Origin of the sequence: Pseudomonas brassicacearum (genome assembly GCF_918698105.1) — a bacterium.
Lineage (GTDB): Bacteria > Pseudomonadota > Gammaproteobacteria > Pseudomonadales > Pseudomonadaceae > Aquipseudomonas > Aquipseudomonas brassicacearum_F.
In genome coordinates, this window is record NZ_CAKKMI010000005.1 from 82,421 (window position 1) to 99,202 (window position 16,782).

Sequence of the window (16,782 nt, forward strand, 5' to 3'; positions counted from 1 at the left end):
CCCTTGAAGACTTTGACGCGGCGAGAGGACTAACGGTCGAAAAAAATCGTAAAAACTTAGTGTAAAAACCGAATCGCCTGTCGCCGCGCCGGGTGATGGCCTCTATACTAGCTCCCCGTTTGTGCACCGCTCTAGTGCATTCGGCTGGAGCGCCACACCTCCCCTCACTCTCCATTAGAGCCGCGCAATAATGAGCCTGTTTTCCGCTGTCGAATTGGCACCCCGCGACCCCATCCTGGGCCTCAACGAAGCTTTCAATGCCGACACCCGTACCAATAAGGTCAACCTGGGTGTAGGTGTTTACTGCAATGAAGAGGGGCGTATTCCACTCCTGCGCGCGGTTGTCGAGGCCGAGACGGCTCGCGTGGCTCAGCACGTTTCCCGTGGTTACCTGCCGATCGACGGCATTGCCGCCTACGACCAGGCCGTGCAGACCTTGCTGTTCGGCAAGGATTCGCCGCTGATCGCCTCCGGCCGTGTCATCACCACCCAGGCCGTGGGCGGCACCGGTGCCCTGAAGATCGGTGCCGACTTCCTCAAGCAATTGCTGCCTGACGCCGTCGTCGCCATCAGCGACCCAAGCTGGGAAAACCACCGCGCCCTGTTCGAAACCGCCGGCTTCCCGGTGCAGAACTACCGCTACTACGACGCCGCCACCCACGACGTGAACCGCAGCGGCCTGCTGGAAGACCTCAACGCCCTGCCCGACCGCTCGATCGTTGTGCTGCACGCCTGCTGCCACAACCCGACCGGCGTGGACCTGAGCCCCGAAGACTGGAAAAACGTGCTGGCCGTGGTCAAGGCCAAGAACCACGTGCCGTTCCTGGACATGGCCTACCAGGGCTTTGGCGCCGGTATCGACGAAGACGCGGCGGCCGTGCGCCTGTTCGCGGAGTCGGGCTTGACCTTCTTCGCCTCCAGCTCGTTCTCCAAGTCGTTCTCGCTGTACGGCGAGCGCGTCGGCGCCCTGTCGATCGTCAGCGAATCGAAAGAAGAAAGTGCCCGCGTGCTGTCCCAGGTCAAGCGCGTGATCCGCACCAACTACTCCAACCCACCGACCCACGGCGCCAGCATCGTCGCCGCCGTGCTCAACAGCCCGGAACTGCGGGCCCAGTGGGAAGCCGAACTGGCCGAAATGCGCCTGCGCATTCGCGGCATGCGCAACCAGATGGTCGACATGCTGGCCAAGGCTGCCCCGCACCACGACTTCAGCTTCGTCGCACGCCAGAGCGGGATGTTCTCCTACTCCGGCTTGAGCGTTGAACAAGTGACGCGCCTGCGCAACGAGTTCGGCATCTATGCCCTGGACACCGGCCGCATCTGCGTGGCCGCGCTGAACCAGAACAACATCGATGCGGTGACCAAGGCCATCGTCCAGGTGATCTGACGCCCTCGGCGCTGGATAAAAAACGGGAAGCCATTGGCTTCCCGTTTTTTTTGGCCTGATGCTTCTGTGGCCTGCTTTTGTGGCCTGCTTTTGTGGCCTGCTTTTGTGGCGAGGGAGCTTGCTCCCGCTGGGGTGCGAAGCAGCCCTAAACCAGGCAACTCGGTGTGTCAGGCTGAGTGAGTTGACTGTTTTGGGGCTGCTTCGCACCCCAGCGGGAGCAAGCTCCCTCGCCACAAAAGCAAAACCACCAAAGCAAAACCACCAAAGCAAGGCCACAAAAGCATCTGGCACGACTCTCGGTGAGCCTACAACTCCGTCGCCCGCTGGCTCGCCGCATCGTCATAAATGACATACAACGACTCGGCCACCTGGCTCTTGATCGCCTTGGTGCTTTCCAGCCCCAGGACAAAGCCCTCGGCCTTGCCACCGGCGCGGTTCAGTTCTTCGGCGGTGCTGGCCTGGGTAATGGCGTCGTACAGTTTCTCGGCATGAGGTCCCACGCCCTTGGGCAAGCTGATCTGGGCGGTACTCACAGGATCACCTCGGCGCGGCGGGCACTGAGAAGGGGTAATAGGTGGTTCATGGCGCGTACCTTAATGTCGGCGAATGGCCGGCAGCGCGTCCTGCCACTTCCGGGCGACCATGGTAGTCCTCTCCTGCCCTGGCGGTAACTGCCAATCGTTGATTGACCGTCAAAGCGCACCAGGAATGCGCCGTCCGCCAATGGACGCTTGACTTCTCTTTTCCAATCAGTAACATACGCGCCATTCCGCGATAGCTCAGTTGGTAGAGCAAGTGACTGTTAATCACTGGGTCCCTGGTTCGAGTCCAGGTCGTGGAGCCAGACAAGGTTCCAGAGAAGGCTTTAAAAATCTCTGAAACCCCCGAAAACCCGCCTTCTGGCGGGTTTTTTCGTTTTGGCGTTCTGTCGGATTCCGGTGGATACCAGCCATTTTAAGGGTAGAGTTTGGGATAAAGGTCAGTTCGATAAAAGGGAGTACCCTTATGTCGCGCACTACTGCTCCACTCTCCGACGCCGCTTGCCGTTCGGCCAAGCCCACAGACCGCGCCTACAAGCTTTTCGACGGCTACGGCCTTTACCTTCTAGTCCAACCCAATGGCCGCAAAGGCTGGCGTCTCAGATACGTCAAACCTGATGGCCGGGAAGGACTGACCTCATTCGGCAACTACCCCATCGTTGGCCTCTCGGATGCGCGCCGCAAGCGCTTGGAGGTCAAGCGAATGCTGGCGGATGGCATTGACCCTATAGGAGCCAAGCACCAAGCCAAGACGCAAGCCCTAATCAAAGGCCGCACCTTTGAAAGCGTTGCCCTCGGCTGGCACACGGAAATGTCAGCCAAGTGGGCACCGGACTATTCCAAGACAGTGATGAGTCGCCTCAAAACTCATCTCTTCCCGCTGATCGGCGCCCGCGCCATTGTCGACCTTGATACCCACGACCTTATGCGGCCCCTGGACGCGATTAAGAAGCGCGGAACGATAGATATTGCTTTAAGGGTACAAAACTACCTGCAGAGCATCATGCGCGAGGCAAAGCGCCTCCGGCTTATCACCGTAAACCCTGCTTACGACCTCGTAGGCTCGATCAAAGCCTCGCGGGTCGTCCACCGCCCCGCCTTATCCTTATCGCGCTTGCCTGAATTGCAGGAACGGATCGACACCTATAAAGGCCGCGCACTTACCCGGCTGACGGTCTTGCTGTCGCTGCACGTGTTTGTACGCTCCAGCGAGCTGCGCTTCGCCCGCTGGAGCGAGTTCGACCTCAAACGTGGCGTCTGGGAAATACCCGACACGCGACCAGCGTTGGAAGGCGTACCCTTTTCCACAAGGGGTACGAAGATGGCAGGCGATATCCATCTTGTACCCTTATCGCCGCAAGCGATCGCCCTGCTCGAGCAGATCCACGCAATCACAGGCAAATTTGACTTGGTGTTCGCAGGCGATACCAAGTCTTGGAAACCAATGTCCGAAAACACGGTGAACAGCGCGCTTCGGAAGATGGGGTACGACACCAAATCCGAGATCTGTGGGCATGGGTTTCGTTCGATGGCCTGCAGCGCACTGATCGAGTCAGGCTTGTGGACGGACACAGCCATCGAGCGGCAGATGAGCCACAAGGAACGCAACAACGTCCGCGCCGCTTACATCCACAAGGCCGAGTTCATCGAGGAGCGCAGGCTGATCATGAACTGGTGGAGTCGCTACCTTGAGGCTAATCAGCAGAAGCATGTCAGCCCACGCGAATTCGCCAATCAGACGGGTGCCAATGTCACTCGCCTAAAAGCAAAACGTGGCGCAACTGAGTAAGCGCTCGGTCCTCATATCTCAGTGATCCGTTTGTCCACGCGGGTCCATCCAAACAGGGCTGCAAAGCCGCCCTGTTTGGATGGACCTCACTTAAAAAATCTAAAGCCCACGCAATTGTCTGTGGAAAACCACTGATTTCCATTAGTGGATAATTTCATCCACAGCCGCAGAACTCCCGAAAATTCGAGCCTTGACCCTAATTCTCCACAGGCGTAGAAAAGGTCGGGCAAAGCGCTGTCGCTGACAGCAACCCAGGTAGCCAGAACCTTTAAGGCTACGCCACACCGTGGTGGTTCTCCCAAAGTGCGATTAGCGTCCGGCGGCTCGCACGGTCACTCACCGAGTGATGGATGCCTACTTTTACCAGTGTGCCCACTGCGGCAACTCATACCCTTTTATAGCTGCCCTGCAGCAACCTATTCGCTTGGCCATTTCATTGCGCCAACCTGCGCCCGTCTCTTTCTCCCGGAAAGAGACGGGCGCTCCTACCGCTGCTGCAGCCCAACTCGTACAAGGCTTTGCGGCATTCCCCCTCGTGACAATCGGCGTGACAAACACCGAAGTCACCAGCAACAGCGATGCAGATGATGGTGCCGCAGCCCAAGGAATGGGTTGCACCTGACTGACAGTCAGGCATGCCCCAGTCATCTCATCACTGCCTTCACCCGACTCAGGATCTCGCGGCGCTGGTCTCGTCAGCCAGTGCAGCCTCCACCCGCCCACTTCCTCGGAAGTGCTCAGGAGGTCAGATCATGAGATGCCCAAGCTCCCGGTCGTAAGGAGCCGCCAGTCCCGCGTGAGTGGACAACCCTCACAGGCCGCAGGGGCCTTGATCCCTGATAACACTCAACATTCTTGGCGGGATGACGTGGGGAAGGTTTTAAAAGTATTGGCTTCGAGAGGCGTTCGATCATGGCACTGGTGGGCAGGCGAGATGAACGCAATTTTGGCTATGGCCGGCAACTGAGTTATGCCGGGCCGCAGGCATTGCGCGATCTATTTGGCGGCGGGCATTACGGGACCGTCAAGGCGCACAGTGATCGCTGGCAGGCGTTTGTACGCTGGTGTCGCTCGGAGGATGGGCCAGGGTTTAACGATGCGCGGCAGATTGATCGGCAGACCTTGCTGGACTACGCCGGACATCTGCGCCAGCACGTTGAACAAGGCGCTATCGGCATCGCCACCGCGCAAAACCGGTTGTCCAGCGTGAACCGAACGATGGCTGCGCTGCGCGGTGATCAGTATGTGAAGGTGGCGAGTCCGAGCAAGGCGTTGGGAATGCGGCGCACCAGTGTTCGTCGCTCGGTGCCGCAAGGCCAAGACCGCGAACACGTGAAGCGGGTCGTAGACGGGCTCTGCGGACATCAGCAGTCGCGCGCCGCCTCCATCGCGCAGTTGGCGCGAGCAACCGGTATGCGCTTACGCGAGGCGATTTTGGCCGACCTTCCCCGACTACAACGGGAAGCCGAGCAACTCGGGAGGATCAACATCCAAGACGGCACCAAAGGTGGCCGATCCGGCGCCTCGGCCCCTCGGTGGATGAGCACATCCTCGACGCACTGGCATTCGCCCTTCAAGTCTCGCCTGACGGTAGCCGCAACCTGCTTGCAGCGAATGAACGCTACCTCGATTTCCAACAGGTAATCGTTCGCCCCGCACGGGAGATTCTCCATGCGCACAACCTCAAGGGTTTCCACGAATTGCGGGCGACCTATGCGTGCAAACGCTATGAGCAAATCACCCAGCATCCTGCACCCATCAACGGTGGCAGCTGCTACCAGCCCGACCGACACCTCGATCAGGAGGCCCGAGCACAAATCAGCTATGAGCTGGGGCACGGTCGTATCGACGTAGTTTCGGCTTACATAGGGGGCCGAGCATGAGTAAGGCATTCGATATGGAGTTGTTCCTGGCGGGCGGGTCTCATACCACACGCCAACGCCACCTGCGTCAGCGAAGGCTATCCAAACAGCAATAGCTGATCGCTGGCGACGCGACAATCCATGGACTTGGCAGCAAAAGCATCTCGCATGGTTCCTATATCACCATATGAACCAGCACGCTGAATCGACGCGCTATTACTATCTGCTGACCGTGCACTTGCTTGCTCATCGTCTAGGAAAGTCCTGGCAGTTCAACCGCCAAACAAGGGCCAACAACCGGCCAAAAACGAACCTTTGAGCAGGGTATCAAGATGTCAGCGAAGTACCGTCAGATAGACACCACAGGCTAGTGCCACCAGCCCAGCCGGGATGGCCAACAAGGAGATCTGGTCGATCATCTTTGACTGATAAATGACATCGGCGAGGTCGTCTGTCTCTGCGGATGCACGTCGCTTCAGTACGGGCACAAGGCACAGTGCATTGCCGAGAACAGCGATGCCTCCTGCCACAACTTTTAGGGCATAAATTCCGTCGAAGCGCGCAGGCTCGATGAGCAGCAATCCGGTCACCAGCACCACGCTGAAGGCGGGCATCTCGAAGAACAGATCGATCTGGCTGTGCAGCCTGGCGACTGTGAAGCCCTGACTCCGACTCTGTGCTCGGGTGCGTTCAAGCAGGTACTCGACCGCTACGACGCCCAGCCAGAAGGCCACGGCGAAAAGATGTAGTTGAAGCAAAAGGTTAAATCGCATGGTGTTCTCCTCAGTCCCTGATCAAACCTGGCGTCTTAGTTGGCGCATCGGAGCGTCTGTCGGGATGATCGCGCTCAAGAAAGCGACGCAGCCCCTCGCGGGTCTCGGGTTGATGGATGGAACGGTTGAAACACTCCGCCTCGATGCGCAAGCCCTCAGACAGGGGTTGGCCATAGCCGCGGATCGCGGCCTCCTTGTCCCCGCACATGGCGGGTTGAGGGAGGGCACAGAGGAATTTGGCCAGTTCCATCGCACGCTCCAGTGAGCGCCCTTTGGGGACCACTTCATTGGCCAAGCCGATGGTGAGGGCTTCAGAGGCCGAGATGACCTTGCCTGTCAGGATCAGCTCCATTGCCCTGCCCAACCCCACGATGCGCGGCAGGCGTTGGCTGCCGCCATCGGCCAGGCCAATGTTCCAGCGGCGACAGGTCACACCGAAGGAGGCGTGCTCCTCGGCGATGCGCATGTCTGCGAAGCAGGCCCATTCCAGGCCGCCGGCGTAGGCAGCGCCATTCACAGCAGCGATCACGGGCTTGTAGATGTCCGTCCAACGGCTGGGTCCGAGAATACCCGGGCGCTCGCCGCGGTCGTGCGCAGCAATCTCGTCCGCGGTGGAAGGCACCAGGTCAAATCCTGCCTCAAGGTCTCCACCGGTACAGAAAGCTTTGTCGCCGGCACCAGTGATGATCGCAACCAGAGCACTCTGGTCATCCCGGAAACGTGTCCAGGCCTCCACCAGCTCCAAGTGGGTGGTTGGCCCAATGCAGTTGCGCTTGTCTGGGCGATTGAAACGGATGACCCTGATAGGGCCGTGTGTCTCGTAGTCGATTTGGGTAAAAGCCATGGCAGCTAGCCCTCTTGTTATTGTTCTGTGCGGATGATCAATGCCACGCCACGCGCTGATTGAGCGGGAAGCGCAACCGTGGGTTGTAGACCGCGCGTTCTCCGGGCATCCCGACCGCCAGCAGCATGACTGGGATTGCGCCTTTCGGAACGGGCAGCACCTGCTTCAGACGCTTCTCATCGAAGCCCTCCATGGGGCAGGTGCTGTAGCCGTGGCTCTGGAACGCCAGCATCAGGTTCTGCGCCGCCAGCGCTGTCGACTTCACGGCCCAGAGTCGCATCTGTTCCAGGCTATTGGGCGTGCGCATGACGGGGCGCCTGAAGCCCATCAGCCTGACCATCTGTCGTTTGAGCAAACCGCGCCAACCCAACCAGCCTTGGTTGTACTGGAATGGGGCGCTGTTCTTGTAGAAATGCTCAATCGCCTTGGGCACAGCGGGTTCTGGCCAAAGCCTGAGTACATCGGCACATGCCTGTTCCCAGGTGTTCGAATGTGCGAACACGGCAATGATCAGCGGTGCTTTCGCAGCGCTCTGGCCCAAACACACAGGCTGCAGTTGTTGCAGGAGATCGGGATTGCGTACGACATGAAAAGACCAAGGCTGCAGATTACATGAGCTAGGTGCCAGCATTGCCAGCTCCAGACACTCCTGGATAACCGCCTTGGGCACCGCTTCGGCCGTGAAATGTCGCACTGCGCGCCGACTTTCGACCAGTGAGCGGAATACCTTGGCAGATGCAGAAAACTCTGTGCGTGGCGCGGTGGTGCTCATCAGCGGCATCCCGTGCCAGCGCGACTTTGCGTCGTTGTACTGTTGCTCTGCGCCGCAAACCAGTTGAGCACCTCGTCCCAGGCATCCGTAGCTGAAGCCCGGAAATACCCCATGTGACCGATGGGGTGCTTTTTCGTCTCGGGATGGAGATCACGCGTCAGCAACGGAGCATTGCGATAACCCTTGAGGAAGGCGTCTCGCGAGGCAGGAGGCGCCCATGGGTCATCCACCGCATTGGCGAAGACGCAGGGCATGCGGACTTCGGCATAAAGGCTGGCGACCGGAGCCATTGAGGGATCGTCGAAAAAGTAATGGGGGTGGGCACACCAGCGCCGCCAGTCTTTGTAGACACCCAGTGGCAGGTCATCGCCCATCCCCAGCATGCTCCAGGCCATGTAGCCCTTGTACGCGACGATCAGCGGCAGAACACAAGACCACAGCAGGCGAACTTTGAAGGCTTCAAGCCTGGGCATCCACCCGGCCCATCCGGCGCCAGTACCGAAGCAATAGGCAGAAGTGATCTTGTGATGATTGGGCAGCAAGCCCAGAGCATGCCCACCAAAGGAGTGGCCGACCCAGAACAGCGGAGTCCTGCCATCGTCCATGTGCTCAACGGCTGCTGCCAGATCGCGAAAGCCCCAGTCCAGGTAGGACATCTCGAAACCTTTCAGGGATGTGGGCCTGGACTCTCCGATACCTCGGTAATCGACAGTCAGGACGTTGAAGCCTTGTTTACTGGCATGCTCGGCGAAGCGGCGGTAGAAACGCTGTTGCACACCGGTCGCACCGGCCATGATCAGGTTGCCCTTCAGATTGCCCTGTGCTGAATAGTGGGTGGCGGCGAGGCGGTAGCCGTCGTCGGCCACTAGCGTCAGTTGATCAATCACCGAGAAGGTGGCGGCTGAATTAGGCAGAGTCATTCAGAGCACTCCTGCTGTTCTGCGCCAACCAGTTCTTTTCGGAGAATCTTGCCCACATTGCTCTTGGGCAAGTCGTCTCGGAAGATGATGCGGCGGGGACGCTTGTAGCTGACCAGATACTTTTCGCAGTGTGCGATCACGTGGGCCTCATCCAGATAGGGTTGGCGACGAACGACGTAGGCGATGGGTATTTCTCCGGCCTTCTCGTCAGGAGCCGGCACGACCGCCGACTCCATCACCCCGGGGTGAGCATTCAGAACTCGCTCGATCTCCGAAGGGAAGACTTTGAATCCCGAGGAAATGATCATTTCCTTCTTGCGGTCGACCAGGCGCAGATAGCCGTCCGGGTCGAAGAGACCGATGTCCCCCGTGCGGAAGAAGCCATCGCTGGTGAATGCAGACGCGTTTTCTTCGGGCCGTCGCCAGTAACCGGCCATGATGGCGGGGCTGCGCACACATATCTCGCCGGCACCGACGGTGACCTCGTCGTCATTCTCGCTTCGTAGGGAAATTTCAATTCCCGCTACTGGCAAACCTACCGAGCCGGGGCGGGAGCGTCCGGCCGGGTTGCAGGAAATCAGTCCGGTTTCAGTCATACCGTAGGCTTCGGTGATATGGCAGCCAGTGATCCGGTGCCAGAACTTGGCCGTGGACTCGCTGACCGGCATGCCCGCACCGAGGCAGAGAGCGAGGTCCGTGAAGTCCTGCGAGTGAAATTCTTCGTTCTCCAGGAGCGAGTTGTAGAGGGTGTTGACGCCGGGGAAACTGCTTATGCGGTGCCGGGACCACTCTTTGACAAACGCCGTGGTATCGCGTGGATTCATCACCAATACCGCTTTACCGCCTTTGGCCAGGGTGAAGAGCAGATTGCCCAGGCCGAGAATGTGGTAGAGCGGCACCGCGAGCAGCAACACGTAATCCGGCTCGGCCCTGCCTAAAAGATGCGGACGCAGAGCCGAATGCTGTTGGCCAACGTTGAACAGCAAAGCCCGATGACTGATGGGCACTCCTTTGGGCTGCCCTGTAGTGCCACCGCTATAGATTATGAAGGCCGTCTGCTCGGCTGTAATGGGCGCGCGTTGACTTAGTTTGGTCGCACGAGTCGCTACGACCTTGCGCCAGTCGACGGCTCCTTCTATGCGGGTGAACTTACTACCCAAGCGTCGATGAGCTACCCAATTAACCAATGACCGTCGCCAGCCTAGTTGATCACCTGGGGCGACTTGCACAGCAATACTTACACCGGCCTTGAGCATGGCCTGCTGGACACCCTGGCCCATGGGTTCGAAGAGAAATACGGCTTTGACTTCACTGTCCTTGAAAACCTGCGCCAGCTCCTGCGGCGTATACAAAGGGTTCACACAGACGGCGATCAAACCCGCCCGGATTATTCCCAGGCACGCCACCGGATGGGCGAGCATGTTCGGCAAAGCGACTGCAACCCGAGCTCCCGGTTGCAGCCCCTGGTTGATCAACCAGGTCGCTACCGCAGCACTCAGATTCTGTAATCGCTCGTAGCTTATGTTGGCACCCATTGCCGACAGGGCCGGGGCTTTAGGCGTTTTCATAGCGCTACGCTGCAGCAGCTCTTCTATGGTGCAAACCCCAAGGTCAGCAAGCTCGCTGCCACTCTGCGGGGTACTGACTAACTTCAGTTTCTCATTATCTTTTTTATTTGAACGATTCATCTGTGGTCCGCCCTAGCAGAGTTGGATCTGTTCGAGCAGCCCAAGACGCGATGCATTGCGCTTCAGCTTTTCGATAAGTGAAGGAACACGTACTTCGGCTTCGGAAAAATACAGACGGGCCAGAGCAGGTTTGCTTCTGAGGAATTCTTCATCAGACGTTGACGGCGCGACGGCATCCGCGATCCATGCCCACAAATAGCCAAAAACAACGGTACCCAGCAGTTCAAGAAAGTCCGGCGCAACCAAACCCACAACGTCCCGGTTGAAAACCGTATCGACCGATAGTTGCTGAACCAATGGTTCGAACTCGGTCCCCCATGACGCCAAGGTCGTGGCGACCCCTTCCAGTCCTGGACGCTGGCGCAGACGCTCGGCTAGCGCGGGGATGTGGCTGAGGAAGATCCCCAAGCGCTGTCCCTGATCGCTCAGAGTCTTGCGCCCTAGCAAGTCCAGAGACTGGATGTAGTTCGTGCCTTCATAGATCGGACAGATGGCCGCATCGCGCAGCAGCTGCTCCATGCCGGTTTCGACGATGTAACCGTGCCCACCGAACAGCTGGAGAGCGGACGAGATATGTGTACCCGCGTGCTGAGACAGGTAGCCCTTGACGATGGGGGTCAACAACTCTGCCAGCTGTGAGGCCTCCTTGCGTCGCGCGTCATCCGGGTGGCAACGCGCTTCATCAAGCAGGGTGCCGACCCAGGCGCAGAGCAAGCGTGCTGGCTCAATAAACAGCCGCTGCTGAACAAGGCTCGACTTGACGCCAATATGACTTAACAGAGGGTCAGCGGGTTGATCGGGGTGCGTGGCACCATTCAGCGCGCGGCCTTGCAAGCGCTCCTGGGTATAGCGCAGCGCGTTTTGGTAAGCGACCTCGGCCAGACCTACGGTTTGGACACCGACGGCGAGCCGTGCGCTGTTCATCAGCAGGAACATGCAGGCAAGGCCACGGTTCAATTCGCCGACGCGGTAGCCCCTGGCATTCTCGAATGCCAGGGCGCATGTGGCGTTGGCACGAATGCCATGCTTGTGCTCAAGCGCGATGACCGACACCCCGTTGGCTGAGGCAGGAACCTCCAATTGGTATTTCGGCACGACGAATAGGCTGAGGCCGCCAGTACCTGCCGGGGCCCCTTCCGTTCTGGCGAGCACCAGGTGAACGATGTTCTCGGTCAGGTCGTGATCGCCGTTCGAGATGAATATCTTGGTTCCACTCAGGAGGTAGGAGCCATCCGACTGCGTGACTGCAGTCGTGCGAATCAGACCAAGATCGCTGCCAGCCTGAGGCTCGGTAAGGCACATGGTGCCAAGCCATTCGCCACTGGCAAGCTTGTCGGAAAACAGGGATCGAACCCGCTCATCGCCGAATCGGTCGACACAACGGAGAACACCTTCGCGCACGTTGGCGAAAATGCTGAAAGACAGGTTGGTGGAGGCGAGCATCTCGTCAAAGAAGACACCTGCCGTTCCTGGGAAACCTTGCCCCCCAATGGACAGTGGGACCGTCAGGGCGGGCCAGCCGTTCTCCTGAAACAGGCGGTAAGCTGACTTGAAGCCCTGTGGGGTTTTGACCCCACCCTGTTCAAGCCTGCAACCCTCGGCATCGCCGCTGCCGTTCAAGGGCAGCAGTTGCTCTTGGGTGAGCTCGGCACCGACCTCCAGAGTGGCCTTGAACAGGTCGACGTCGATATGGTGGTGCTCTGGCAGCAGAGGCAACAGCTCTGAAAGTCGAAGAACCTTGTGAGCGAGGAAGTTGAACTCCTCCAGTGGTGCTTGGTACTGCAGCATCTCTTGCCCCTGCCTTATTGGTTAACGACCTTTGAACACCGGTTCGCGCTTCTGCATCATCGCCATGACGCCTTCACGCACGTCTTCGCTCTTGATCAGCGTGAACAGCAGTTCGTTGAGCTTGGAGAGCGCGGCATCGTCACCCTCGTCGCGCGCCTGGAAGGCAGACTGCAGGGTGGCCTTGATGGCCAGCGGTGCGGCTTTGGCGATGCGCTCGGCGTACTCGATGGCGCGCGCCAGTTCCTGGCCTGGCTCAACGACCTCGGTCAACAAACGCATAGCCAGCGCCTCGTCAGCCCCAAACTCTTCGCCGGTCAGCATGTAGCGCATGGCGTTAGTCCAACCTGCGGCCTGAGTAAAGCGCACGGTGGAGCCGCCAGACGGCGGAATGCCGCGCAGCACCTCCAGATGGGCGAAGCGGGTGTTGCTGGCGGCAATCGCGATGTCGGCGTTGAGCACCAGCTCGATGCCCGCAGTCCAGCAGGTGCCTTGCACGGCGAGGACCACTGGTTTGGTGCGGCGCGGCTTCGAGACGCCCCACGGGTCGATACCCTCGTCCGGGTACTTGAAGCCGCCCGAAGCCAGCTTCGGCGTCAGCTCCATCAGATCGAGGCCTGCCGTGAAATGGTCGCCGTGGGCGAACACGACGGCGCAGCGCATTTCATCGTTGCGCTCGAATTCCCCCATGGCCAGGGCCAAGTCATTGAGCATGGCGCTGTCGAAAGCGTTGCGTTTGCCGGCCCGTTCAAGACCGATAAGGAACAGATGACCACGCTGCTCTCGGGTAACGCGACCCGGACCGCTGTTTGCTTCGCTCATGGGAGACTTCTCCTGGCTTAATGAGGGGGCTGCCTGGCAATTCCAGGCGGGCTCTAATTACTTACCGAATGTTCGGTTTGATAAACCTAAACAAACATTCGGTAACCGTCAAATTGAGACGCCAAGGCTTATGACGTAGAATCAATCTGCATGATTTAGAGCAGGAGTAACCCGTGCGCCCACTGAAAATCCCACGCGATGAGCTTCTGCAGCGCTGCGCCAATACCTTCAAGCGCCTCGGCTACCACGGCACCACCATGGATGCGTTGTCGTCCGCCTGCGGGTTGACCAAGGCGTCCTTCTACCATCACTACCCCAACAAGGAATCGCTACTGCGGGACGTGCTGGGCTGGACGCATGAGCGGTTGAAACAGTCGCTGTTCTCCATCGCCTTCGATGAAAACCTGGCTCCGCAAGAGCGACTCACAAGCATGGGGCGCAAAGCCAAGAAGCTCTTCCAGGACGACTCGATCGGTTGTCTGATGGGCGTCGTCGCGGTCGATGCCACCTATGGCAAGGTGGAGCTGATGGAGCCGATCCGGCTCTTCCTGGATGACTGGACTGCCGCGTTCGCCAAGCTCTATAGCGCCGGGTACAGCCAGGAGGAGGCGCAACGGCTGGCGAGGCAGTTGGTGGCCGACTTCGAGGGGGCCATCTTGCTGGCTCGTATCTATGGCGATCCGAGCTACATAGATGCTGTGACCGAGCGAGGCCTGCATCAGCTGGAATCAGCGGGCGTAGGCGTCTAGGCCAGTTCCCGCTCAAAACTCCGTTGCAATTCCTGCCAGATCAGGTCGAGCGGCTCCACACTGCGAGCGGCTCTGCACAGCGCGACAGAACCCTCGATGGAAGCAATCGCGAACAGTGCCAAGCTGCGAGAGCGGATTTCCGCTACGCCCGCTTCCTGTAGCGAATGACTGATGATTTCCTGCCATCGCACAAAGATGCCGTTGGCCTGATCCAGCAGCTGCAACTGGATCTGCGCTTCCAGTTCGGTTTCCGACTCGCCGCGCTGGTCGGACGTGTACTGCTCGACCGCCACGGCCAACACCGCACAGCCGGCCTGGAAGGCCGTCTCTTCAAGGGTGCTGCGCCACAGGGCGACGAACAGCTCCAAACCTTTCAAAGGACCATGCTTGCCCAGCAGCTGCACCAGCGGCTCGCTAACCTCTCGACCCGCGTGGTCGACGGCGGCCTCAAGCAGCTGACGCTTGCCGCCGGGAAAGTGGTGCGCAATGGAGCCGCGCGGCGTGTTCGAGTAACGAACGACCTCGCGCATGCTGGTCGCGGTCATGCCCTTGCGGCGCAGAAGATCCGCGGCGCCGACGATCATTCGGTCACGAGTGGAAGCGCTCATCGTAAAAATTATGCCACCTGTCATATTTTGATGTAGTCTCGACCTCGACTATGCCACTTGTCATAGTCGTTCATCCACCTCTTCCAATACGAGGCACCGAAAAGATGACCGTTCGCCCCACACTTCCCAATCCAATCGATTCCGTAGCCCTGGCATCGCTGAACACTCCCGATGGCTGGCTTGCCTACCCACTGGGCGATGATGTGATCGAAGGCAATCCCGACACCCGGATGAAGCTTCTGCGTACGGTCGGCGTGAAAACCCCGTACAAAGCCGTGGCGTTCTTCACTTCACAACCGTCGAAGTTTGACTGGCGCTTCGATAATGATGAAGCCTTCGTGCTGATCGAAGGTCGCATCGCCATCACCATGGACACCGGCGAGCGATTCGAGATGAGCGCGGGCGATGCCGTCTCGATTCCGGCTGGGCACACGGGGGTCTGCGAGGTCTTTGAGTTCAGCCGGAAATTCACCGTGGTAACCAGCGGATCCGTTGATTGACCTCACATGGATCTTCGCATCGTGTTCAGGCCACCTGCAGTCATGCTCCAGTTTTATGACCTGAACAGTTGCTCGCCCCGCTCACAGGTGAACGCACCCAACTTGAATTGAAATTGATTGGCTGCTTTGGGTTGCTTTCGGCCATTTATGACAAGCAGTCACAACCAAAAGGAGTCATTCGGATGTACTTTCCTGATCCAGCACAGAATGGCCTGGGTACGCCACCTTCGGCAGCTTGCTGCTGCCGTGCTCATGGGGAATCGAAAGAACTCCAATAAAATACGGGCTTGATTAGGATAATCGTAGGGATATGAATACTAAAAATCAGCATAATTTCATTGTAAAACAAATGCTTATTTTTCTGTTCGAGTCCAGGTCGTGGAGCCAGACAAAGGGTCCAGAGAAAGCTTTCAAAATCTCTGTACCCTCCGAAAAACCCGCCTTATGGCGGGTTTTTTCGTTTTAGCGCTGCCGATATACAGGATGACGACGACACAGCGCCACCACCTGCTCGCGCACATGATGCGCAACCTGCTCGCTGCCGCCGGATTCCAGCGCGTCCAGCACATCACACAGCCAACCTGCCAATTGCTCGCACTCTAGTACTCCAAACCCGCGAGTGGTTACCGCCGGGGTGCCGATGCGCAGCCCTGAGGTCACGAACGGCGAACGGGGATCGTTGGGCACCGAGTTTTTGTTGGCCGTGATGTAGGCATTACTCAGGGCGGCATCGGCGTCCTTGCCGGTGTAAGGCTTGTCGGACAGGTCGATCAACATCATGTGGTTGTCGGTCCCCCCGGAGACAATCCTGTAGCCACGCTGCTGCAGCACGGCAGCCATGGCCCGGGCGTTGATCACGATCTGCTTCTGATAGGTCTTGAACCCGGGCGCCAACGCTTCCTTGAAGGCAACGGCCTTGGCCGCGATCTGGTGCATCAACGGACCGCCCTGGACACCAGGAAATACCGCCGAGTCGAGCTTCTTGTAAAACGTATCGTCCTGCCCCTTGGACAGGATCACCCCGCCCCGTGGGCCACGCAGGGTCTTGTGGGTCGTACTGGTGACCACATGGGCGTGGGGCAATGGGTTTGGATACTCGCCCGCCGCCACCAGACCGGCGACGTGGGCCATGTCGACCCAGAAAATCGCTCCGACCTTGTCGGCAATGGCCCGCATGCGTCCCCAGTCCTTGTACCGTGAATAAGCGGAAAAACCACCAATCAACATCTTTGGCCGGGTTTGAAGGGCGATGCGCTCCATTTCATCGTAGTCGATCAACCCCGTCTGCGGGTCGAGACCGTAGGGAACGATCTTGTAATGGCGGCCAGAGAAATTGGAGGGGTTGCCGTGGGTCAGGTGACCACCCTGGGCCAGGTTCATGCCCATCACGGTGTCGCCAGGATTGAGCAGCGCCAGGAACACCGCGGCATTGGCCTGGGCCCCGGCATGAGGCTGGACGTTGGCGTAATCGCAATCGAACAGCGCCTTGACCCGCTCGATGGCCAGGCGCTCAGCCACATCGACATACTCGCAACCGCTGTAGTAGCGCCTGCCCGGGTAACCTTCGGCGTACTTGTTGGTGAGCACCGAGTTCTGAATCTCCATCACTAATGGGCTGGCATAGTTCTCGGAGGCGATCAGCTCGACGTGATCTTCCTGGCGGCATTCTTCGTTGTGAATCGCCTCACATAGCTCGGCGTCGAACGCTTCAAGGGTCAGGGATGAGTCGTACATGATGATAGGG

General features: G+C 58.9%; 14 protein-coding genes, 1 tRNA gene and 2 pseudogenes. 7 read left to right on the top strand and 10 right to left on the bottom strand.

The window, feature by feature from the left end:
• Positions 1 to 190: 190 nt before the first annotated feature.
• The gene (locus tag LQ215_RS03615; RefSeq protein WP_230147458.1) at positions 191 to 1,387 is read left to right on the top strand and encodes an amino acid aminotransferase; all 1,197 of its coding nucleotides are present in this window, start codon (positions 191 to 193) and stop codon (positions 1,385 to 1,387) included.
• 305 nt (positions 1,388 to 1,692) lie between these two features.
• On the opposite strand, the gene LQ215_RS03620 is transcribed toward LQ215_RS03615, so the two are convergent.
• Positions 1,693 to 1,920: a hypothetical protein gene (locus tag LQ215_RS03620; protein WP_018612405.1), complete on the bottom strand. Its 228-nt coding sequence runs from the start codon at positions 1,918 to 1,920 to the stop codon at positions 1,693 to 1,695.
• A gap of 235 nt (positions 1,921 to 2,155) precedes the next feature.
• On the opposite strand from LQ215_RS03620, the gene LQ215_RS03625 reads away from it, so the two are divergent.
• The 4 genes and pseudogenes from LQ215_RS03625 (at position 2,156) to LQ215_RS03640 (ending at position 5,896) form a co-directional block, all read left to right on the top strand.
• Positions 2,156 to 2,231 (top strand) — tRNA-Asn (locus tag LQ215_RS03625).
• 161 nt (positions 2,232 to 2,392) lie between these two features.
• Positions 2,393 to 3,715, top strand: a complete 1,323-nt coding sequence (locus LQ215_RS03630) for a tyrosine-type recombinase/integrase (RefSeq protein ID WP_230147459.1) — start codon at positions 2,393 to 2,395, stop codon at positions 3,713 to 3,715.
• Between the two features lie 912 nt (positions 3,716 to 4,627).
• A pseudogene (locus LQ215_RS03635) lies at positions 4,628 to 5,598 on the top strand (integrase domain-containing protein).
• Positions 5,595 to 5,896: pseudogene (locus tag LQ215_RS03640) on the top strand (hypothetical protein). The pseudogenes LQ215_RS03635 and LQ215_RS03640 overlap by 4 nt, the downstream one beginning before the upstream one ends.
• 16 nt (positions 5,897 to 5,912) lie before the next feature.
• Here the strand turns inward: LQ215_RS03640 and LQ215_RS03645 are convergent.
• From LQ215_RS03645 to LQ215_RS03675, 7 genes are read right to left on the bottom strand one after another with little or no spacing between them, the layout of a single operon-like run.
• Positions 5,913 to 6,350: a hypothetical protein gene (locus tag LQ215_RS03645; protein WP_032904920.1), complete on the bottom strand. Its 438-nt coding sequence runs from the start codon at positions 6,348 to 6,350 to the stop codon at positions 5,913 to 5,915.
• Positions 6,351 to 6,360: 10 nt separating this feature from the next.
• Positions 6,361 to 7,194 (bottom strand): enoyl-CoA hydratase/isomerase family protein, encoded by an 834-nt coding sequence (locus LQ215_RS03650; protein ID WP_020302259.1) that lies wholly within the window; start codon positions 7,192 to 7,194, stop codon positions 6,361 to 6,363.
• Positions 7,195 to 7,231: 37 nt separating this feature from the next.
• Positions 7,232 to 7,966, bottom strand: a complete 735-nt coding sequence (locus LQ215_RS03655) for a nitroreductase family protein (protein WP_020302260.1) — start codon at positions 7,964 to 7,966, stop codon at positions 7,232 to 7,234.
• Positions 7,966 to 8,886: an alpha/beta hydrolase family protein gene (locus LQ215_RS03660; protein WP_020302261.1), complete on the bottom strand. Its 921-nt coding sequence runs from the start codon at positions 8,884 to 8,886 to the stop codon at positions 7,966 to 7,968. The genes LQ215_RS03655 and LQ215_RS03660 overlap by 1 nt, the downstream gene beginning before the upstream one ends.
• On the bottom strand, positions 8,883 to 10,574 hold the full coding sequence (locus LQ215_RS03665; protein WP_230147460.1) for an AMP-binding protein: 1,692 nt from the start codon (positions 10,572 to 10,574) through the stop codon (positions 8,883 to 8,885). The genes LQ215_RS03660 and LQ215_RS03665 overlap by 4 nt, the downstream gene beginning before the upstream one ends.
• A 12-nt stretch (positions 10,575 to 10,586) precedes the next feature.
• Positions 10,587 to 12,362: an acyl-CoA dehydrogenase family protein gene (locus tag LQ215_RS03670; RefSeq protein WP_115486828.1), complete on the bottom strand. Its 1,776-nt coding sequence runs from the start codon at positions 12,360 to 12,362 to the stop codon at positions 10,587 to 10,589.
• Positions 12,363 to 12,383: 21 nt separating this feature from the next.
• The gene (locus LQ215_RS03675) at positions 12,384 to 13,181 is read right to left on the bottom strand and encodes a crotonase/enoyl-CoA hydratase family protein (protein ID WP_038442105.1); all 798 of its coding nucleotides are present in this window, start codon (positions 13,179 to 13,181) and stop codon (positions 12,384 to 12,386) included.
• Positions 13,182 to 13,354: 173 nt separating this feature from the next.
• Here LQ215_RS03675 and LQ215_RS03680 point away from each other — a divergent pair, with 173 nt between their 5' ends.
• Positions 13,355 to 13,930 (top strand): TetR/AcrR family transcriptional regulator, encoded by a 576-nt coding sequence (locus tag LQ215_RS03680; RefSeq protein ID WP_020302265.1) that lies wholly within the window; start codon positions 13,355 to 13,357, stop codon positions 13,928 to 13,930.
• Here LQ215_RS03680 and LQ215_RS03685 read toward each other — a convergent pair.
• Positions 13,927 to 14,514 carry a TetR/AcrR family transcriptional regulator gene (locus LQ215_RS03685; protein WP_020302266.1) on the bottom strand — a complete coding sequence of 196 codons (588 nt, stop codon included), beginning with the start codon at positions 14,512 to 14,514 and terminating at the stop codon, positions 13,927 to 13,929. The two genes, LQ215_RS03680 and LQ215_RS03685, sit on opposite strands and share 4 nt — an antisense overlap.
• Positions 14,515 to 14,642: 128 nt before the next feature.
• Between LQ215_RS03685 and LQ215_RS03690 the strand changes: the two genes are divergently transcribed.
• Positions 14,643 to 15,038: a cupin domain-containing protein gene (locus LQ215_RS03690; protein WP_020302267.1), complete on the top strand. Its 396-nt coding sequence runs from the start codon at positions 14,643 to 14,645 to the stop codon at positions 15,036 to 15,038.
• A gap of 462 nt (positions 15,039 to 15,500) precedes the next feature.
• Here the strand turns inward: LQ215_RS03690 and glyA are convergent, their stop codons facing one another.
• Complete coding sequence (gene glyA, locus LQ215_RS03695; protein ID WP_230147461.1) at positions 15,501 to 16,772, bottom strand: serine hydroxymethyltransferase; 1,272 nt, start codon at positions 16,770 to 16,772, stop codon at positions 15,501 to 15,503.
• Positions 16,773 to 16,782 lie beyond the last annotated feature (10 nt).